Source organism: Bacillus cereus group sp. BfR-BA-01355 (assembly GCF_022663675.1).
GTDB classification, from domain to species: Bacteria; Bacillota; Bacilli; order Bacillales; family Bacillaceae_G; genus Bacillus_A; species Bacillus_A thuringiensis_S.
In genome coordinates, this window is sequence record NZ_JAKUFY010000028.1 from 40,726 (window position 1) to 60,799 (window position 20,074).

Sequence of the window (20,074 nt, forward strand, 5' to 3'; positions counted from 1 at the left end):
TAAGAAAATGGAGGTTTTATTATTATTTAATTTTTACAATTATTTTTCCTTTTGCTCTTCCAGACTCTGAATATTCCATTGCTTTTTGCGCATCTTCAAAAGGGAAGACTCGATCGATTACCGGTTTGATTTTTCCGGCTTCAATATAGTTTGCAATAGTACGTAATTGATCCCCGCTTGGCTTCATAAATAAAAATGAATATTGAGCATTATGCTTTTTTTCAAGTGCAGTAAGTTTTTTGCTGGCTAATGAAAATAAGAGAGTTTTAAAGAATCCTGAACCAAATTCTTTACCGAAGCGAGCATTCGGCATACCTGAAACGGAAACAATGTTTCCTCTGCTTTTTATAATATTGAATGATTTTTCAAGTGTTGCACCGCCGATTGTATCAAATACCGCATCATAATTTTTTAGTATATCTTCAAATTTTTCTGTTTTGTAATTAATAATTTCATCTGCGCCAAGAGACGTTACTAAATTTGCACCAGCTTCACTAGCAGTCGTTGTAACAGTAGCACCCATTATTTTTGCTAACTGAATTGCGAAAGTACCAACACCACCGGATCCAGCGTGAATTAAAATCTTTTGTCCTTTTTGTAATTGCATGATGTCATGTAATGCTTGATATGATGTTAAGCCAACAAGTGGAATCGAAGCAGCTTCCTCAAAACTTAAATTTTTCGGCTTTAAAGCTATATCATCTTCATGAATGGCTATATACTCCGCGAAAGTACCAATCTTATTTTTTCTTGGACGAGCATATATTTCATCACCAACTTTAAAACGAGTTACTTTTGATCCAACCTTCGTGATGACACCGGCAAAGTCATTACCAAGGATTAGGGGCATTTCATATTTCAGTAACATTTTTACTTTTCCGTCGCGTATTTTAAAATCAATTGGGTTAATACTAGCTGCATGAATTTCTGCGAGCACCTCATACTCTTTTATTTCAGGAGTAGGTACCTCTGCCATACGCATTGGGACTTTTCCATATCTATCAATTATCATTGCTTTCATTTCTTATACCTCCAAGTTTTAATAAAAGTTTTGCAATAGCTTCTCAATATCTAATACAAGATTTTTTAATAAACCTAATTTTGTACGTATATCAATATAATAAAAATTCTTTGTACCTTCTTTTCTCATTAAAATAATGCCAGCTTCTCGTAAAATCTTAAGGTGATGTGATACTGCTGGACGGGAAAGGTGTGTTTGCTTCGTGATTTCTCCTACACGTAATCCTGTTTGACATTCCGTTTCCATTAGCACTAATAAAATAGCTTGACGTGTTTCATCACCAATTGCCAATAATACTTTTTGAGAATCAATAAAATCTTTTTTTATAATATTTAATTGTTCTTGTTTATTCATTTCAATCACTTTGCCTCCTGCTAATTAGTCGAAAGGTTTAAGATAACGAACCATTACTTCGATACGGTAATGCTACATGATTGTTGTATGAGGTGCAATATTGGGAAAGAAAATCGAGACGAATGAATTTTTTATTTTTGAAAATTATAGGGAGATAGAAAAGGGATTGGAAGGACTACATAACACAATAGATGAAGTTTTAAAAACAAAAAATGATGTAACAATAAAATAAGCGGTCGTAACCTTGTATAATCCATAAGGTTACGACCGTTTATAATGTTTGTATTATTTTTGATTTTTACGATAGAACATAGTTCAACGTAAAGTACGTTCTTTTGTTTTACACTTTCATACAGACACAATTCAGGTGGATTATAGATGTATGAAAAGGTAAAAGGGATTTTGGGGCGTAATCTATCTATATGATAATTCAAAATGAAATATAAGTCTATATTTTAATGTTTTTTTTGATTATATTTATGTCACTGAGCTCAGAACAATGATGTGGAGGGTAAATATATGAAATCGAATTATGTACCAGTTTTAATTGTTGGAGGGGGATTATCTGGGTTAGCGTCTGCGTTATTTCTTGCAAAACATAACATTGAGTACTTACTTATTGAAAGGCATCCGTCTACTGCCATTCATCCGAAAGCAGGCGGTCTTACTTTACGTACAATGGAGTTATTTCGAGAATTAGGCTTGGAACAAAGAATTAAATTGGCAGGTAAAGCATTAGAGAACTGCCGAGGAAGAATAGCGGTTCATACAATAGCTGAGGCGAATAAAGAAGAATTGGAACAAATGAGAGCGACGCAATACAGAAACGATGAAGAGTTACTTCAAAAAATAGAAAAGATTAGTCCATCAAAACAAACTGCATGTTATCAAATTATTTTAGAAGAGATGATGTTACAAGAAGCAAAAACGCTAGGCGGGCAACTATCTTTTTATCATGAATTAGTTTCATTTGAACAAAATGAAAACGGGGCAAAAGCAAAGATTCGAAATCGTGAAACAGAAAAAGAAAGTGTCATACATTGTGACTATGTAATTGCAGCGGATGGAGCGAAAAGTAAAATACGTGAGCAGTTAGGGATTAAAACTGAGGGGCGTGGAACCATTGGTGGCTATTATATGAATATTTATTTTGAAGCTGATTTAAGAGAGTTTATACAAGGAGACGCATTCGGTTTTTCGATGGTACTTCATCCGGAGGTTCTTGGTGCACTTATCCCAGTTGATAACGTAAAAAAATGGATTTATCATGTAGCCTACGATCCATTAAAAGGAGAGGGGCTAGAGGACTTCACTATAGAACGTTGTAAACAAATTATTCAAATAGCAATTGGAAGTACAAATGTTGAATCAAAAATATTAAGTGTTTTACCGTGGGAAGCGGCCGAAAGTACAGCGGTGAAATTTCAAGGGAATCGAACCTTTTTAGTTGGAGATTCAGCACATATTATGCCGCCAACAGGAGGATTTGGTTCAAATACAGGAATACAAGATGCGCATAACTTAGCTTGGAAATTAGCGGCTGTTATAAAAGGGAAGGCAAAACCAAAATTGTTAGAAACATATCATGAAGAGAGACACTCTGTTGCAAAATTAACGACAGCTTATGCAAGTAGTTTACTGTTTCGTGCTGCGAATAGAGAGGAAGGCAGTTTGAATAATATGGATGTTTTAGCTGTTACAGTTGGATATCAGTATTGTTCAGAGGCGATTATAGATAATTCAGTCACTCCACATAGAATGGATAGCATAGAGTTGAACGGGAGACTTGGAACGCGAGCGCCGCATTTATGGGGAACGTATGAAGGAAAGAAAGTTTCTACATTAGACTTATTCGGTAACAGTTTTGTATTACTTATAGGAGTAGAAAATAGTTCTTGGGCTGAGGCAGCACATGCTGTTTCAGCTAAATTAGGAATAAATATAAAAGGGTATCGTGTTGGCTTAAGTGGAGACTTTGTTGTTCCAGAAGATATTTTTAGCAAATTATATGGTATAGAGAATGGAGGTGCTGTATTAATTAGACCAGATGGCTTTATCGGATGGCGTTCGGAAAAAACGGTAGTAAATCCAGATATAGTATTGGAAGAGGTAATGAGAAATTTATTATGTGATTTTTAAGTAACTACAGAAATATTGTTTTATGTGCTTCACTGTACTGAAAAAAATATTCACAAATTTCAATAGGTTTGATATGATTAAATTCGACAAGTTAATAGAGGCCGGAGATATTTGAGAAAAGCCATAAATTTATTTAGGGATACAGGAGTGTATTCTAAATAATTTATGGCTTTTTTTATTGAATGAATCGTACAAAATAGAGAGTTACATATGAAAAGGAGGACTATAGGAATTAAATAGGATAATACTAGTTTTCTATATTAATAATATAGATAAAGTATATTTGTAAGATTGGAATTTTAATATAGGTTTATAAAAATAATGAAAGTGTGTCTTCTATTTCGTGTAAATCTCATTAGCTTGTTGAAATTTGCAACGTAGGAAGGGTTAGAAGGATGAGAAAGATTATTAGCGTTTTAGTTATTTTCTTTATGACGGGAAGTATCTTTGCTGGGGGAGCTGTTCATGCGAAAGCAGAAGGGAAGCATGAATGGAATACGAATAAGTTTTTAAATATTGCACATCGCGGAGCAAGTGGACATGCACCTGAGCATACTTTTGCTTCTTATGATTTAGTGAAAAAAATGAAAGCGGATTATTTAGAGTTAGATATTCAATTAACAAAGGATGGCCAATTAATTGCAATGCATGATACAGCAGTTGATCGCACTACAAATGGAACAGGCGAAGTACGTGATAAAACGTTAAGCGAAATAAAGAGTTTAGATGCAGGAACGTGGTTTAATAAAGCGTATCCAGAAAAGGCTAAGCAAGAGTATGTTGGGCAAAAAGTTCCGACTCTTGAAGAAATCTTCCAAAAGTATGGAAGAAGCATGAAGTATTACATTGAAACAAAATCACCAGATGTGTATCCAGGAATGGAAGAGAAATTGTTAGCATTGTTAAATAAATATAATTTAGTAGGTCAAAACATGTCATCTAGCCGTGTTATGATTCAATCATTTAGTAAAGATAGTTTGAAAAAGATTCATAGTATGAATGAAAATATTCCGTTAGTTCAATTGCTTTGGTATTATCCAAATGAAAACAATGAAATTGTTGAATGGTCTGGCATTACACATGAACCGAAAAGTGTAACGAATGATGATTTTCAAGAAATTAAAAAGTATGCAGCTGGTATTGGACCAAACTTACGTAATGATAACGGAGAACTAATTATTGATGAATCATATATGAAAATAGCTAGGAAAAATGGACTGTTAATTCATCCTTATACAATTAATGAGAAACCAGATATGAGACTGTTAATCAAATGGGGTGCTACAGGAATGTTTACAAATTATCCGGATCGATTACATAGTGTATTGAAGGGGAAATAAGTGAAAAAGGGTATACCAGTGTTTTAGGTACACCCTTTTTAATTTAACTCCCCGATAAACAGAATCTCTTTTTCATAGCATTCATCTTCATCATAAATAATTTCTTGAAAGCGAAGCGTTTCGAAGGAATGGCAAACTGAAATTTCCGATTTCTCCCAAAAATCAATTTCATTTGAAAGAAGAATCCATTTTTGAAATTCACTATTTCTATTAAAAAAATTATGAAAGTAGTCCTCATTTTTAAATATAATGATTTGCGAACCCCACAAATTATTTATAGAAATTAAAACAACAACTCGATATGTATGTGTATCGCTCGGTTTCATATTTATTAAATGATTTGCTTGATTTAATAAGGTTTGAATACATAATCGCTTTACTTTTCTAGGTGTTTTACGAGAGTCGATAAAAGTTTGCGAAACTGGCAATAGCATATTCCAATATTCATCGTTATAGAAAATAGAAGGGAACGTTTTTGTATGTTCCTCAATTCGCTTTATTAAAGTGTTTGTTTTTCGTTTCATACCACGTATTTTCTTTTCACGCATTGTGAGTCATCTCCATAAATTTTTGTAATGCAGCAGAGTGATATATATCTTTTCTAGTAATAAAAGTAGTAGGAACTTTTTTGAAGCTATTTGGTAAAGGGTTGAATGATATGTCATGTTTATGATCATTTAAAATAGACTTCATCATAATTGCTATGCCCATACCTGATTTTACACATGCGAGTATCGCCTCAATTGTTCCGAACTCTAATACTCGCTTAGGTGAAATTCCTTCTTCTTGAAGCCAATCTTCTAATAAATTTCTATAATAGCACCCGCGACTAAATGCAAGTAAATTCATGTCTCCGATGTCTTTAAAGGAAGATAAAGGATTTTTGCTAATGAGAACTAATTCTTCTTCACGAAATATATTTGTATGAAGTTCAGTATGCTGAGTAGAGCCAGCTATAAACGCTCCGTCCAGTTTTCGTTCTAATACAAGCCTAATCAATTGTTCCGTCGTATTTGATTCTAAAATCAATTCGACTTTTGGGTATTTCTCATAATAGGCTGTTAATATAGATGGAAGTCTTACAGCGGTTGTAGATTCTGTACATCCAATTTTTAAAGTGCCTCTTGGTTCGATCCCATTACTTTGAACTGCTTTAACAGATTGATCTATTAAGTGGATAATTTGTTTGGCGTATGTTAATAAAATCTCACCGTTAGAAGTTAAAGTTACACCTTTTCCGTTTCGGTAAAATAAAGGCACACCTAATTCGTTTTCTAGTTGTTTCATACGCATTGTTACGCCAGACTGTACATAGTTTAAATTTTTCGCTGCGTGAGATATGTTTTTTTCTTTCGCAACTTCGTAAAATACAGTTAAATCTTTTATATCCAAGTATCATCCCTCCATAAAAGGTATCATTTTTTTTGATGGATTACATGATAAATCTTTATTTTATATGATATCAGAACTTTCATACAATGAAAGGGGGATGGAGGGATTATTGTGTTAATGGAAGAAAGGGTGAATAGTACTTATAAGTGGGTTATGTTAATTTTTGCGACAGTTGCTCAAACAACAGCGACACTTATAACGTATGGTGTTGGAGCGTTTGCTTTATTTTGGAAAGAAGAATATGCACTTACGAATACGGAGAGTGGATTGCTAGTAAGTGTTGTAAATATAGGACCGCTATTTTGTATGCTTTTTGTCGGGCGGCTACTTGATCAATACAATGAAAAGTTGTTAATTTCGATAAGCTCATTTTTACTAGGAGGTTCATTTTTACTGACTAATATGGTCAATGAATTTAATGGGTTACTCTTTGTACTTTTATTAGTAGGAACGTTTTATAGTGTTTCGCAGCCAGGAGGAAGTAAGGTGATAATAAAGTGGTTCCCAAAAGAAAATCGCGGGTTAGCAATGGGGATTAGACAAGCTGGTATACCGATTGGTGGCACGTTAGCGGGAGTATTGATCCCGTTTCTTACAATAAAATATAATATGGCTTATGCGGTAAATAGTATTGCATGCATTTGTATAATTGGAGGGTTTTTATTTTTTATATTTTATAAGGAACCATATATTCAAGAGAAAGTTAAACAAGAACGTATTAAACTTTCTTTTTGGATGCAGTTAAAAGAAGTGATGTGTAAAAAAGAGTTGTATGCAATTTATATAACTGGCATTTGTATGATTTCATTGCAAATGGTGTTAGTTGCACACTTTATAAAATTTTTAGTATTGGAACAATCAATCACGCCAATTTTAGCTGGAAAAGTATTTTCCGTTATGTTCTTTTCTGGAATGGTTGGTAGGGTTATATTAGCAGCTACTAGTGATTTGTTTTATAAGGGAAATCGGCGCACCCCTTTATTTATAACTGTTTGTATTTCTATTCTCTTCATTCTAATATTAGTAATGAGCATACATACAATAACGAATGTATTGTATGGTGTAAGTGCATTGTTAGGGTTCTTTTCGATTGGATGGTTTAGTCTTTTTATAACTGAAGTTGCAGAATCAGCAAGTGAAGAATCGGTAGGGATGACAGTGAGTTTTGCACTTACATTAAATCAAATTTCCATTATTGTTGCACCTGCTTTATTTGGTTATATTGTAGATAAGAAGGGATATACGTATGCGTGGTTATGCATAGTTGTATTACTAACTATTTCAGCGGTTAGCTTATATAGGAATTATAGAAAATAAAGGAATGTTAGCAATGTAAATTTTTTGTGAAGAAAGTCTAAAGAAATGTTGAATGAGCGACATTTCTTTTTTTATTTGTTGTATAATCAAAATGTAAATGAGATTCGTTTTCAATTTCGTTCATTACCTCTTTTGAAATTACCTGTAATTTTAGCCATAATTAGCTGTTTTTCTTTATCGTTATTTGCATGATTTATTTTATTTAAAAATTTTTCAGCATCATTTCCTTTTAATATCATAATTTGTTTTCCGTAATATTCAATTAATATCATGTTGTTTTTTATTATCCGATAATGAAACATCTTATCATCTAAACGGTTGCGTTTATCGGTGTTTTTCATATTACATCTCCATTCTTTTTAGTATGTAACAAATGTTACAAAAGAATTTGAAATTATAGTGTAATGCATCCGATTGTATGTTGGAAATTTTGCTAGAAAGAAATACAATAGAGAGTAGTCAAAATTGAAAATGAGAAAAAGGAATCTAGTTTTAACATAGTGAATATTAAATAATATTATAATATACTTGATAATTAAAAGATATAAAATAGAATGGATGTACGTTAAGTGAAACTAGATAAAAGAGGGTTCCTAGTATGTTAAAGAAATGGTTAATCGTTTTCTTTATTTTTGCTGTTTTTTGTGGAAGTGTTGTTACACTAATACATGCAAATAAAGGAAAAAAATATGATGTAAAGGCATTTTCAAATGTAAATAGTAAGCAAAAAGATGTTAAGCAGGAAGTTGATGCGAATGCGAAAAAGCGTTATGAAATTGCAGCTGGAAAACTAGATCAGTACTTAAAAGATAAAGGATTTAATGGGAGTGTTCTTGTAGCAAGTAAAGATCATGTCATTTTACGAAAAGGGTACGGTTATGCGAATGTGAAAGATCAAGTATTAACAACTCCAAGAACGAAATATCGCATTGGGTCTATTACGAAAACAGTTGTTGCAATATCTATTATGCAACTAAAAGAAAAAGGGAAGTTGAACATTGAAGACAATGTAAATAAATATATCCCATCGTTTCCGGCAGATAAAAACATTACGTTACGAAATTTGTTAACACATACGTCTGGATTACCAGAACAGGGACAAGGTAGTGTTGACGCAGCATCACGGTTAAAATTAGTAACGTGGATTGGGGCACAAACGTTACAATTTCCAGCAGGGACAGGATGGAAATATACAGATTATAATTATATGGTGCTTGCATATATTGTAGAAAAAATATCGAATAAACCACTTGCTGAATATGTGAAAGAAAATATTTTGACTCCTGTTGAAATGCATGAATCTGGAATGGGCGCAACACTTCCAGAGGATATTTTCTTAGCAGAAGGGTATACGAAAAAAGATAATAAGTTAATAGCCACGCCTCGCTTAAAAATGAACTGGCTGTATGGTTGTGGTGAAATGTATACGACTGTTGAAGATATGAAAAAGTTAGATGAAGCTATTATGGATGGTAAACTACTTTCTAAACAAAGTGTATCAGATATGTTTTCTGCATCACCTGCAAGAAAATATGGATTTAGTTTCTATATTTACCCAGATTATTATCATAACCACGGTGTATTAGCTGGCTGGAACACTTTTAATAATTTTAACTGGGATAAACGAACGTTTGTCATATTATTTTCTAACGTCCAAAATGGTATGAATGATGCATTTAATCAAGAATTTAGGAAAATGGCGAATGATTTAATAGAAGGAAAATAATTATAAAAAATCGGTATTGATATGTAATTATCAATACCGATTTTTTTATTTTGTAAAGTTTTACTTACTGCCCACAAATAGCGGGATAAATAGGTAAGAAAGGTGATTGGCATTTGAATAAACCAAAATAGGTAGTTAAATGCTAAGTAATGTAAAGAATAATTGGTAATTTTTACATTGATAAAAAAGCTTGAGCTTCACACTATGTGAAGCTTTACATTATTGGAGACAAGAACAGGAGGTTGAAAAAATGAAAAAAGCAATAAAGTTTTGTTTAATAGCTACATTATCTACAACGATTATTAGTGGATGCTCTTTTGAGGGTAACAATGAAAATGTTAAAGGGAAAGAAGGAGAAAAAGTAGAGGTACAGAAAAATGCTGGGAAATATACGATGCCAGATGAAAAAGATAAACATGAAGGTACATGGCTGCAATGGCCACATGAATACACATATGGTGAAGAGTATAAGCAGGAAGTTGAACCTATTTGGGTTAAGATGGCAAGTGCTTTAACTGAGGGAGAGAAAGTCCACATTGTTGCATATGACCAGGAAGAAAAGAAGAGAATCAATAAGCTTTTAACAGATGAAGGGTTAAATATGGAGAAGATTGATTTCTTTATCGCGCCTGCTGATGATGTATGGGCAAGAGATAGTGGACCGATTTTTGTTTATGACAATAATAAAAATTTAAAAATATTAGACCCGGCATTTAATGGATGGGGAAAGAAAACGCCTTACAAAAATGATGCTCGAATACGAGAGAATGTCAGTAAACAATCAGGAATTGAAAGAATTGATTGGGGGAAATTTGTCCTTGAAGGTGGTGCAATTGAGTTAGACAGCAATGGAACTGCTTTATTAACTCGAAGTGCAGTAACGAATAAAAATAGAAATCCTAATTTATCAGAAAAGGAAATTGAAAAATATATAAGTGACCTTGGGGTATCAAACTTTATTTGGTTAGACGGAGTACCTAATTTAGATATTACGGACTTTCATATTGATGGATTTGCTAAATTCCATAATAACTCTACCATTGTAACGATGAAAGAAGATGACCTAGCCGAATGGGGTTTATCTAATAAAGATATGAATACATTGTTAGATGCCAAAAATGCTTCAGGACAGAAATATAAGTATGAATACTTGCCGCTTAGTAAAGAAAAAGTTGCTTTAGAAAATGGAAAAACTCTCGATTATAAGGGATCGTATATCAATTATTATATTGGGAATACAGTTGTATTAGTGCCTAATTATAATGATCCGAATGATAAAATCGCAAACGATACGATTCAGAAGTTATACCCGGATCGTAAAGTAGTTGGCATTGATGTGAGAGAGCTTTATAAAAATGGTGGCATGATTCATTGTGTGACACAACAACAACCAATTGCATTGAAGTAATTAATTGTAATTTCGTTGTGCTGCTATATAGACAAAATAGGTGAAATCTTATCTTTACCTATTTTGTCGTTCCTTATTATTTGTAAAAATAAAAATTAAATATAATGATAATTGAATTGTAGTGTATGTTCGCTTTTCGTTTTATATGGTAAAGGAGAAAAATGTTTGTGTTAAAGAATTTTAAAATAGTGTTTTCGTATTTCCCTATCGTTTTACAGTACATTTTAAATGTAGCTTTAATTTGCTTAGGGGTTGTTCTAAGTGTATTTCTTATGAAAGAAGTCATTCAGTTTATACAAGAACTGAAATTGGATAATAATGAATCTAGTTATCATTTAATTGATAGTATCGTTATATTCTTTTTGTACTTTGAATTCATCGTAATGATTATAAAGTATTTTCAAATGAATTTTCATTTTCCATTACGATATTTTATATATATAGGTATAACAGCTATTGTGCGTCTCATCATTATAGATCACGATAGTCCGTTAGATTTATTGTTATATGCCTGTGCAATCTTTGTATTAATTAGTGCGTTGTTCATTGCGAATTCTAAAATGATGCGTCGGGATTTAGAATAGTGAACATTTGTTGTTGAATTAAATAAGATATTTTATCTTTTTGCAAAAAAGGAGTAACGGTATTGAAAGAAATAATCTTAACCAGCCTCATAATGATAGGGTTTATGATTCTATTATTTAATTGTATACTTTCGTGATTTAAAAGAATAAAAGGTTAATAGAGAAAGAGGTTTTTGTAAATATGGTTCATTACAATAATCAAAATAGTTTACATTTATAAGTTTTGCATTCATAGGTATTGAAGCAATAGGGGTTGAAATTGAAGATCCCTTTGGTCAGGATCAAAATGATCTTCCGCTAGAAGGAATTTGTATAGGAGTAGAAGCGCATTTAGTGAATTTATATAATCAAAACGATCTATTAGAAGTAATGGGTTTGAATCTTGATAAAAAAATCATTTAATCATTTATTGTTGTTTTAAAATAGGTTATTTAAAAAACTTGTCAAGAGTCAATTTAAGGCTTAACGTCAGCTTTATATTTTTTATATAAATATATAATATTTCTCCATGCTATAATCCATTCATGAAATATACGCGGTTCATGAGTTGTAATGAAAAGAGAAATGAATTGAGGAATAGTTGGCTTTGTGAAATCAGTTATGTAACTACTATTAAAAAGCGAGGTAAATAATATGGAACAAAAACATAATGGGATTATTTTTACTGCAATACCAGACGAATCGAATGAATATTATCAACCATTTTATGAAGACTTGATTTACTTTAATGAATGTTTAAATGAAAAGAAATCAATGGCAGATCAACTTATATCTTTATCTGTTGAAGAACAAGACTTTCATACGAGCTGTTTTGAGTATGATGATATTTGGCTAAGAGATGTTGCACCGGTTGCCACAAATCATCTAGTTAAATTTAAATATCGACCAAATTATTTGCCAGATGATCAAGGGCGATATTTAGATCAACAATTTAATAAATGGTTGAAAAAGAATGACTTTGAATATGTAAAATCTCCATTAATATTAGATGGTGGTAATCTTATTTGGAATAAAAAAGATACTGTAATATTAACAGAACGCATATTTGATGATAACGATGATTGGACAGAAGAGGAAATTATTGAGCAGTTAGAATGGGATTTAGATGTGAGCCGAGTTATTATTATTCCTGCTGAAGAAGGGGATGTACTAGCACACGCAGACGGAATGGTTAAATTTATTGATGAACATACAATGTTTATTAGTGATTTTTTAGGGGATCATGAATTTAGATATAGTGTTCAAGAGATTATTCAAGAACAAATGCCAGAAGCTGCATTTATAGTTGTTCCTTCATCATATACAGAGAAAGGACAATATGATCAAGAGATAGCATCGGCAAAAGGATTGTATATAAATATGTTAGAATCATGTGATGCTCTGTATGTTCCTAAGTTTGGACTAGCTAAAGACGAGGAAGTTTTACGATATATTCAACAGTATACGGAGAAACAAGTTATTCAAATTCATGTAGGAGAAATATCAACAATGGGAGGCGCGATGAATTGTTTAACGTGGTATTGTCCAAGTCATTTGTTACCTTCGAAAATAAGAAGATTTTTGATTGGTTTTAATAAATAAGTAATGAAAAGAAAATGTATTCAAGGAGTATTGATATGTATACCATCGCTGAGTTTTCTCGGATTTGTAAAATGAGTACGCGGATGTTAAGACATTATGACAAAGAGGAGATATTAAAACCGGCATATGTGAATCCGGTTAATGGGTATAGGTATTATGAACAAGGACAGCTGGAAGTAGCGTTGAAAATCAAAAAGCTAAGGGAGTATAAATTTCCTCTTCCAAAAATTAAAATTGTTTTGCAGTCATCGGATCAAGATTCGTTTGTTCAACATATACAATCACAAATTATCGAGTTGTCTCAGGAAGTGAAGCAAAATTTACAGGTTATTTCAGAAATGAATGAAATGGTAAAGGTGAATAGTAGTCTAAATATTGCTCGTCATAGAAATTACGATATATTAATGGGAATGAGGAATGAAGTAACGATAATTATTCAAAGAGTAAAAATAGATATGGATGATATGGATGATTATTTTTATGACTTATATGAAGAGGTACAAAAAAATAATTTTCAAATAGTCGGTTCACCATCTGCAGTCTTTTATGATGAAGAATATATTCCAAGTAACAGTGATATTGAATTAAGAATCCCGGTTATGCAGGGGAATGATGAAGACGTAGCACAAGAGTATGAAATGAAAAAACTAAGTCCACATCAAATCGTTACTACTATGCATTATGGAAGTTACGACTATATTGGTTACGCTTATATAGCGTTAGAAGAATGGGTTGAAAAAAATGGGTGTGTATTAGTTAATTCGCCATATGAGGTTTATATAAAGGGGCCTGAATGTGATTGTTTAGCAGAAGAGTATGTGACACAAATTTGTTTTTTAGTTACGAAAATAGAATGAGAATAAGGATTGACATTAACATTATGTCAATCCTTATTCTATGTACGAAAGCAATTTATCATAATAAAAAGGAGAAATAAAGAGTCACCTTATAAAGTTGCTACAAGTAAATGAAGATATTCCTGTTGACCTTAACACGATGTCAAAGTATAGACTGTACGTACATTCATATAAGGGGTGAACACGTATGAGAAATATAGAAAATAGTTTGTTTTATATGCCTGCGGAATGGGAGAAGCATGAAGGTACATGGCTCCAATGGCCACATGATAAAACACATAGAGGTGAAGGTTACAGAGCTAAGTTAGATGATATTTGGACATCGATGGCAAAGGAGCTTCATTATGGAGAAAATGTCTATATTGTTGTATGTGATGAAGAAGAGAAAATACATGTCCAATCGAAGTTAATTGTAGCTAATGTAAATATGGATAAAATTGATTTCTTAATTCAAGAAATTGATGATATTTGGATAAGAGATAACGGACCAATCTTTGTAACAGATAAGGAAGGGAACCGCTGCCTAACGCACTGGATATTTAATGGTTGGGGAGATAAATATCCGTACGAAAACGATGCTAATATTCCGAATAAAATAAGTGAAATGTATCATATTCCAAAAGTTGAATCTAGTGTCTGTCTAGAAGGTGGGGGAATTGAGATAAACGGAAACGGGACCTTAATGGCGGCGAAAACGTCTATTATAAATGAAAATCGAAATCCCACACTAAGTCAGAAAGAAATTGAAATGGAGTTAACGAAATATTTAGGAGTAACAAATTTCATATGGATAACTGGTATACGCGGAGAGGATAATTATGATGAAGATACGGATTATCATATTGATGGCGCGGCACGGTTTGTAAATGAAAATACGATACTATACGAATATGATCCTTTCGATGAAGGAGAGCCATACCTTTTGGAGGCGTACGAAAAGCATTATCAAGAATTGCGGCAAGCGAAAAATATAGATGGAAAGCCATTTCAGCTCATTCCAGTACCAGTAACAAGACACGTGGTAAAAGAAGCAGATTGTAAAGGATCGTACTTAAATTTTTACATTGGTAATGAAGTCGTATTAGTTCCTGTATATGGTGATGAACATGACAAGTTAGGGCTGCAAATTATTGAAGGTCAGTTTCCAGGAAGAAGAATTGTCGGTATTTATGTGAATGAATTGTATGCGTATGGTGGTATGATTCACTGTGTGACGCAGCAGCATATAGAATAGAGTAATTCAAATGAAAAAGCATGCAGAGCATATACTCTGCATGCTTTTTATAATGCTGAAAACTCCTCAACAAGTTGAGTGAATTGTTTCAATGCACTTTCAATCGGTTCTGGCGTAGTTAAATCAACACCAGCTTTTTTCAATAGGTTTAGTGGATAATCAGAACTTCCACCTTTCAGGAATTCAATATAATTTTTCTGAGCATTCGGATCACCACTTAATAGTTTATCAGCGATTTGAATGGCAGATGCGAATCCAGTTGCATATTTGTATACGTAAAACGGGCGGTAGAAATGAGGGATTCTAGCCCATCCGTATTTTACTTCTTCATCAAATACAAGTGAATCACCGTTATATTCTTTAAATAGCTTTTCATAAATTTCACTGAATACTTGTGCATTTAATGGTTTACCTTGTTCAGCCATTTCATGTGTAATTTTTTCAAATTCTGCAAACATAATTTGTGTAAAGAAAGTACCTTTAAATTTCTCAATAAAATGGTTAACTAAATGATTACGCACGTTCGTTTCTTTTGCTTCTTTTAATAAATAGTGAATTAATAACACTTCATTTACTGTAGAAGCGACTTCTGCGACAAAGATAGAATAATGTGCAGAAATTCTTGGTTGGTATCCATGTGAATAGTGCGTATGCATACCGTGACCGCATTCATGAGTAAGAGTGAACAGGCTGTTTAAATCATCGTGATGATTTAAAAGAATGAAAGGATGAACACCGTATACACCAAAGTTATAAGCACCAGAACGTTTTCCTGGTGTTTCTCTTACGTCTATATATCGTTTATCTTTAAAACTTTTTAATGTCTCAATATATTCTTCTCCTAAAGGAGCTAGTGATGCAATCATAATGTCAAATGCTTCACTATATGGGATGTCTTGTTTTGCACCTTCTACTAAATCGACGCCTAAGTCGTATTGTCTTAGTTCATCTACGTTTAATTTTTCTTTTCGAATTTCATTGTATGTATGTAATGTTTGAATGTTTTTTTTCGTTGTATCAATTAAGTTTTCATATACTTCTTTCGGAACCATATCGCCAAATAATGATTTCTCTAGCGCTGATGGATAGTTTCTTAGCTTCGAAACAGTAACATTATTTTTAATAGCAGCGGATAAAGTAGATGCGATGGAATTCTTTAACTGAACATATGGTTTGTAATATGCTTTATAAGCTTCTTTACGCTTTTCACGATTCGTATCTTCTATTAACTTTGCATACATTCCGCGTGTTAAGTTCACTTTTTCTCCATCGTCAGTCGTCACTTCACCAAATAATATATCTGCATTGTTTAACATACCAAATGTGTGCTGTGGAGAAGAAAGAGCTTCACCCATCTGTGATAAAATTTCTTCTTGGTCCTTATTCAATACGTGTTTTTTATAACGGTATAATTCAAACAAGTCTTCTTTATAATATTGTAAGCCTTCTGTTTCTTCTATGTAAGAATGTAATGTGCTTTCGTCTATGCTAAGTAAGAAGGGGGAAAAGAAAGATTTAGCTGCACTTACTTTCACGTGTAATTGTGATACTTTATCGACAAGAGATTGCGCGTCAGTATCGCGTGTATCAAGGTCAGATTGTAATCGTGCATAAGCGAACATTAAAGATATTATGCTAGAAATTTCTTCACTCTTCGTTAAATAAGCTAATAAACTATTACCATCGTGAATATTGCCATTAAACTCGTGTAATTCCTTCGTTAATACTTCAATTTTATGAAAATCACTTTCCCAATCTTCAATTGTATGGTAAATGTCTGTTAAATCCCATTTTTCTATATCAGCTACTTGTAATCGATCTTTAAGTTCTGTCATAATCATTTCCTTTCTAAACATGTAGTTATATTTCTATATAACTATGAAATACAACAAATTGCAAAAAATCCCTGCTGAAAATTGAAAAGCCTTGCTAAAATAACAAGGTTTACATACTTATAGTGTAATTCCGAATTTTGAATGTAAAAGGTTTGTATATTGCATGTCTGTAACGGTTTCTTTCGTTTTTTTACCATTTTTCGCTACTGTAAGGCTATCTTTCGTTAAAGAGGCATGCCCATCTTCAGTTAGTTTTACAATAAGAGGTACTTTATTAAAGGGTGATCCTTCATGTTCAACGATAATTTTTTGTGCTGTATTTGCTTTTTTTTCATCCACTTCTTCTATATAAAATGCATAGCCTAACGTCCAATCATCAGCAGAAGATTGATCCAAAAACTCATTGTTTTTACGCATCTCTAAAATGTAGTTTCCCTTTTCGGTCATTTCTTTACGAATACGATAATCTCCTGTAACAGAGTGAATGACTTCACCTGAGAAAGGGACAGGTGCAAGAGGTAAGTATGATCCGAATCCTACTTCAATTAAATAAAGTTCATTATGATGTGTTAAAACGGTTGCGATATGGCCAGAATCAACAGCCCATATGGAGTTTGCAGCGTTATAAACTGTTCCTGAAACGAGATGAACATCAAATCCAGCGTCTTTAAGGAAGTAATACATAGTAGGATTGAGTTCATAACAAAGACCGCCACGGTTATTTACTAAAATTTTCTCTTTCAAATTTTCTTTTGATATTTCTTTAAAATTCTTTTCGAGAATATTTAAGTTTTCAAAAGGAACAGTTTGTGCCATTGCGTACATAATGTTAGATAAATCTTCAAATGAAACCGTGTCTTTTTCTTCTATATGTAATCGTGCGAAAAATTGTTTTTGAAAGTCTGTCATAGAAATCCCTCCGTTATGCTTTTATAGGTAAATTGTAAACAATCTTGAATAGAATGTGAAATTAAAATTACGTTGAATATTTGAAGTGAGACTAAAAATAATGTGGGAGAGTGAGAGATTGCTACTTTACTAACGATGGAACGAATATTATAATAATTCTGATAAACTATGCAAACGCTTTCTTAAGAAGGGATGGAATACAGATGTTTAAAAGAATAACAATAGTCGGATTGTCAGTTGTTATGTTATTACCTAGTATATATGGGGAGAGTAAAGCATATGCAGATACAGTTAACAATGGAACGTTAATGCAGTATTTTGAGTGGTACGCTCCGAATGATGGGAATCATTGGAATCGTTTGCGTGCTGATGCTGAAAATTTAGCGGAAAAAGGAATTACATCTGTTTGGATACCACCTGCATATAAAGGAACTACGCAAAATGACGTAGGATATGGAGCATATGATTTATATGATTTGGGGGAATTCAATCAAAAGGGAACAGTGCGGACGAAATATGGGACGAAAGCACAATTGAAATCTGCCATTGACGCTTTACATAAGAAAAACATCGATGTATACGGTGATGTAGTTATGAATCATAAAGGTGGGGCTGATTATACGGAAACTGTCACAGCAGTTGAGGTAGACCCGAGCAATCGAAATGTTGAAGTATCAGGTGATTATGAAATTAGTGCTTGGACAGGCTTTAACTTTCCAGGGCGTGGAGATTCTTATTCTAATTTCAAATGGAAATGGTATCATTTTGACGGAACAGATTGGGATGAAGGAAAGAAATTAAACCGAATTTATAAATTTAGGGGCATAGGTAAAGCGTGGGACTGGGAAGTGTCTAGCGAGAATGGGAATTATGATTATTTGATGTACGCGGATCTTGATTTTGATCATCCAGATGTTGCGAATGAAATGAAAAAATGGGGAACGTGGTATGCGAAGGAATTAAATTTAGATGGCTTTCGTTTAGATGCTGTTAAACATATTGATCATGAATATTTGCGCGATTGGGTAAATCATGTTAGACAGCAAACGGGGAAAGACATGTTTACAGTAGCTGAATATTGGCAAAATGATATCCAGACTTTAAATAATTATTTAGCGAAGGTCAATTATAATCAATCTGTGTTCGATGCGCCACTTCATTATAATTTTCATTATGCTTCAACAGGAAATGGAAATTATGATATGAGAAATATTTTAAAAGGAACGGTAGTTGCGAATCATCCTACACTTGCGGTTACTCTAGTTGAAAATCATGATTCACAGCCTGGTCAGTCATTGGAATCTGTAGTGAGCCCTTGGTTCAAACCGTTGGCATATGCATTTATTTTAACGCGTGCAGAGGGATATCCTTCTGTTTTCTATGGTGATTACTATGGTACAAAAGGAAATAGTAACTATGAAATTCCAGCGTTAAAGGACAAAATTGATTCGATTTTGACGGCACGAAAAAACTTTGCATATGGTACGCAGCGTGATTATTTTGATCATCCAGATGTGATTGGCTGGACAAGAGAAGGTGATAGTGTGCATGCTAATTCTGGTTTAGCAACGTTAATCTCTGATGGACCAGGAGGGGCAAAGTGGATGGATGTTGGAAAGAATAACGTAGGGGAAGTATGGTACGATATTACGGGTAATCAAACAAATACTGTAACAATTAATAAGGACGGGTGGGGGCAGTTCCAAGTAAGTGGAGGATCAGTTTCCATATATGTTCAGCAGTAATTTTGTGATGAAAAAGGAGAGGTAGACTGAAATATAAGTTTTCCTCTCCTTTTTATATGGTGCATATTTATTTTTCCTGAATCTTTATTGTAATAAAAGAACTAGTCGACCTTTATAACAACAAGAGATGCATTGGAATAAATAATGTCACCCGTGGCTTCTCTTATTCGTAATCGAAGAACATCTCCTTGGTTTAAAGGTAATAGATCAGTTCTGGCGGATGTGGCTCTTACCCCAGAAGCACCACCAACTCGTGTTTCAATTGCGAATTGAATGGAATCGTTTATTGTAAGATTTAATATGCTAGACGAAATAGCTTGTATTACAAATACGATTGAAAAGGATACAGAGTATACACCAGTGGTATCAATTGTAATGGAGTTGTCTACTGGATTTAGAGTAGTTCCACTAACAGGTCCTGGAATGGTAAAGTTGACATTTGTATTAACTACTGCTGAAAAACCGATTCCTACTTCAGAAGTTATTGTTCCAAATACGGGAAGAATCCCTAAACCAGTTGCGCCAGTGGGACCAGTTATTCCAATTCCGGTAGGGCCTGTAACCCCAGTGGGACCAGTTATTCCGATACCGGCAGGACCTGTAACCCCAGTGGGGCCAGTTATTCCGATTCC

General features: G+C 33.2%; 18 protein-coding genes and 1 pseudogene. 11 read left to right on the forward strand and 8 right to left on the reverse strand.

The features are described from left to right. Positions 1–22: 22 nt before the first annotated feature. Together MR167_RS12060 and MR167_RS12065 are read right to left on the reverse strand one after the other, a co-directional pair. Complete coding sequence (locus MR167_RS12060) at positions 23–1,021, reverse strand: NADP-dependent oxidoreductase (RefSeq protein WP_079245796.1); 999 nt, start codon at positions 1,019–1,021, stop codon at positions 23–25. 18 nt (positions 1,022–1,039) lie between these two features. Further along, on the reverse strand, positions 1,040–1,384 hold the full coding sequence (locus tag MR167_RS12065; protein WP_000571870.1) for an ArsR/SmtB family transcription factor: 345 nt from the start codon (positions 1,382–1,384) through the stop codon (positions 1,040–1,042). Between the two features lie 510 nt (positions 1,385–1,894). Here MR167_RS12065 and MR167_RS12070 point away from each other — a divergent pair. Continuing rightward, positions 1,895–3,514, forward strand: a complete 1,620-nt coding sequence (locus MR167_RS12070; RefSeq protein WP_242314730.1) for an FAD-dependent oxidoreductase — start codon at positions 1,895–1,897, stop codon at positions 3,512–3,514. Between the two features lie 395 nt (positions 3,515–3,909). Further along, the gene (locus tag MR167_RS12075; RefSeq protein WP_001226347.1) at positions 3,910–4,854 is read left to right on the forward strand and encodes a glycerophosphodiester phosphodiesterase; all 945 of its coding nucleotides are present in this window, start codon (positions 3,910–3,912) and stop codon (positions 4,852–4,854) included. A 38-nt stretch (positions 4,855–4,892) separates the two neighbouring features. Here the strand turns inward: MR167_RS12075 and MR167_RS12080 are convergent, their stop codons facing one another. Continuing rightward, entirely contained in the window at positions 4,893–5,402 is a 510-nt protein-coding gene (locus MR167_RS12080; RefSeq protein WP_242314732.1) for a DUF3916 domain-containing protein, read from the reverse strand. Continuing rightward, positions 5,395–6,246, reverse strand: a complete 852-nt coding sequence (locus MR167_RS12085; protein ID WP_000351677.1) for a LysR family transcriptional regulator — start codon at positions 6,244–6,246, stop codon at positions 5,395–5,397. The genes MR167_RS12080 and MR167_RS12085 overlap by 8 nt, the downstream gene beginning before the upstream one ends. Before the next feature lie 117 nt (positions 6,247–6,363). Here MR167_RS12085 and MR167_RS12090 point away from each other — a divergent pair, with 117 nt between their 5' ends. Then, positions 6,364–7,563, forward strand: a complete 1,200-nt coding sequence (locus MR167_RS12090; RefSeq protein ID WP_015945864.1) for an MFS transporter — start codon at positions 6,364–6,366, stop codon at positions 7,561–7,563. 110 nt (positions 7,564–7,673) lie between these two features. On the opposite strand, the gene MR167_RS12095 is transcribed toward MR167_RS12090, so the two are convergent. Continuing rightward, complete coding sequence (locus tag MR167_RS12095; RefSeq protein WP_000798785.1) at positions 7,674–7,904, reverse strand: hypothetical protein; 231 nt, start codon at positions 7,902–7,904, stop codon at positions 7,674–7,676. Positions 7,905–8,161: 257 nt separating this feature from the next. Here MR167_RS12095 and MR167_RS12100 point away from each other — a divergent pair, with 257 nt between their 5' ends. From MR167_RS12100 to MR167_RS12130, 7 genes and pseudogenes are all read left to right on the forward strand, one after another. Continuing rightward, positions 8,162–9,289 (forward strand): serine hydrolase domain-containing protein, encoded by a 1,128-nt coding sequence (locus MR167_RS12100; protein ID WP_017763463.1) that lies wholly within the window; start codon positions 8,162–8,164, stop codon positions 9,287–9,289. A 250-nt stretch (positions 9,290–9,539) separates the two neighbouring features. Next, on the forward strand, positions 9,540–10,697 hold the full coding sequence (locus MR167_RS12105; RefSeq protein WP_242314734.1) for an agmatine deiminase family protein: 1,158 nt from the start codon (positions 9,540–9,542) through the stop codon (positions 10,695–10,697). A 167-nt stretch (positions 10,698–10,864) separates the two neighbouring features. Then, a complete protein-coding gene (gene psiE, locus MR167_RS12110; RefSeq protein ID WP_242314736.1) occupies positions 10,865–11,281 on the forward strand; it encodes a phosphate-starvation-inducible protein PsiE in 417 nt (138 codons plus the stop codon). A 210-nt stretch (positions 11,282–11,491) separates the two neighbouring features. Continuing rightward, a pseudogene (locus MR167_RS12115) lies at positions 11,492–11,683 on the forward strand (bestrophin family protein); the annotation flags it as partial. A 231-nt stretch (positions 11,684–11,914) separates the two neighbouring features. After that, positions 11,915–12,862, forward strand: a complete 948-nt coding sequence (locus tag MR167_RS12120; RefSeq protein ID WP_086412957.1) for an agmatine deiminase family protein — start codon at positions 11,915–11,917, stop codon at positions 12,860–12,862. 35 nt (positions 12,863–12,897) lie between these two features. Then, positions 12,898–13,719 carry a MerR family transcriptional regulator gene (locus MR167_RS12125; protein WP_242314738.1) on the forward strand — a complete coding sequence of 274 codons (822 nt, stop codon included), beginning with the start codon at positions 12,898–12,900 and terminating at the stop codon, positions 13,717–13,719. Between the two features lie 187 nt (positions 13,720–13,906). Continuing rightward, positions 13,907–14,953 carry an agmatine deiminase family protein gene (locus MR167_RS12130; RefSeq protein WP_242314740.1) on the forward strand — a complete coding sequence of 349 codons (1,047 nt, stop codon included), beginning with the start codon at positions 13,907–13,909 and terminating at the stop codon, positions 14,951–14,953. Positions 14,954–15,000: 47 nt separating this feature from the next. On the opposite strand, the gene pepF is transcribed toward MR167_RS12130, so the two are convergent. Both pepF and MR167_RS12140 read right to left on the reverse strand, forming a co-directional pair. Then, complete coding sequence (gene pepF / locus MR167_RS12135; protein WP_029442916.1) at positions 15,001–16,788, reverse strand: oligoendopeptidase F; 1,788 nt, start codon at positions 16,786–16,788, stop codon at positions 15,001–15,003. A 117-nt stretch (positions 16,789–16,905) separates the two neighbouring features. Beyond that, positions 16,906–17,697, reverse strand: coding sequence for an arylamine N-acetyltransferase family protein (locus MR167_RS12140; protein WP_000129187.1), 792 nt, complete (start codon positions 17,695–17,697; stop codon positions 16,906–16,908). A 203-nt stretch (positions 17,698–17,900) separates the two neighbouring features. Here MR167_RS12140 and amyS point away from each other — a divergent pair, with 203 nt between their 5' ends. Continuing rightward, complete coding sequence (gene amyS, locus MR167_RS12145) at positions 17,901–19,442, forward strand: alpha-amylase (RefSeq protein WP_242314742.1); 1,542 nt, start codon at positions 17,901–17,903, stop codon at positions 19,440–19,442. A gap of 101 nt (positions 19,443–19,543) precedes the next feature. Here amyS and betA read toward each other — a convergent pair. Continuing rightward, positions 19,544–20,074, reverse strand: a 531-nt coding sequence (gene betA, locus MR167_RS12150; RefSeq protein WP_242314744.1) for a collagen-like exosporium glycoprotein BetA, incomplete at its 5' end; no start/stop codon positions are given.

Excerpts from the sequence above, each read along its gene's own strand:
- MR167_RS12060 (WP_079245796.1), bottom strand. The coding sequence starts at position 1,021 with ATGAAAGCAATGATAATTGATAGATATGGAAAAGTCCCAATGCGTATG.
- MR167_RS12070 (WP_242314730.1), top strand. The coding sequence starts at position 1,895 with ATGAAATCGAATTATGTACCAGTTTTAATTGTTGGAGGGGGATTATCT.
- MR167_RS12075 (WP_001226347.1), top strand. The coding sequence starts at position 3,910 with ATGAGAAAGATTATTAGCGTTTTAGTTATTTTCTTTATGACGGGAAGT.
- MR167_RS12080 (WP_242314732.1), bottom strand. The coding sequence starts at position 5,402 with ATGCGTGAAAAGAAAATACGTGGTATGAAACGAAAAACAAACACTTTA.
- MR167_RS12090 (WP_015945864.1), top strand. The coding sequence starts at position 6,364 with ATGGAAGAAAGGGTGAATAGTACTTATAAGTGGGTTATGTTAATTTTT.
- MR167_RS12095 (WP_000798785.1), bottom strand. The coding sequence starts at position 7,904 with ATGAAAAACACCGATAAACGCAACCGTTTAGATGATAAGATGTTTCAT.
- MR167_RS12100 (WP_017763463.1), top strand. The coding sequence starts at position 8,162 with ATGTTAAAGAAATGGTTAATCGTTTTCTTTATTTTTGCTGTTTTTTGT.
- MR167_RS12105 (WP_242314734.1), top strand. The coding sequence starts at position 9,540 with ATGAAAAAAGCAATAAAGTTTTGTTTAATAGCTACATTATCTACAACG.
- MR167_RS12120 (WP_086412957.1), top strand. The coding sequence starts at position 11,915 with ATGGAACAAAAACATAATGGGATTATTTTTACTGCAATACCAGACGAA.
- MR167_RS12125 (WP_242314738.1), top strand. The coding sequence starts at position 12,898 with ATGTATACCATCGCTGAGTTTTCTCGGATTTGTAAAATGAGTACGCGG.
- MR167_RS12130 (WP_242314740.1), top strand. The coding sequence starts at position 13,907 with ATGAGAAATATAGAAAATAGTTTGTTTTATATGCCTGCGGAATGGGAG.
- pepF (WP_029442916.1), bottom strand. The coding sequence starts at position 16,788 with ATGACAGAACTTAAAGATCGATTACAAGTAGCTGATATAGAAAAATGG.
- MR167_RS12140 (WP_000129187.1), bottom strand. The coding sequence starts at position 17,697 with ATGACAGACTTTCAAAAACAATTTTTCGCACGATTACATATAGAAGAA.
- amyS (WP_242314742.1), top strand. The coding sequence starts at position 17,901 with ATGTTTAAAAGAATAACAATAGTCGGATTGTCAGTTGTTATGTTATTA.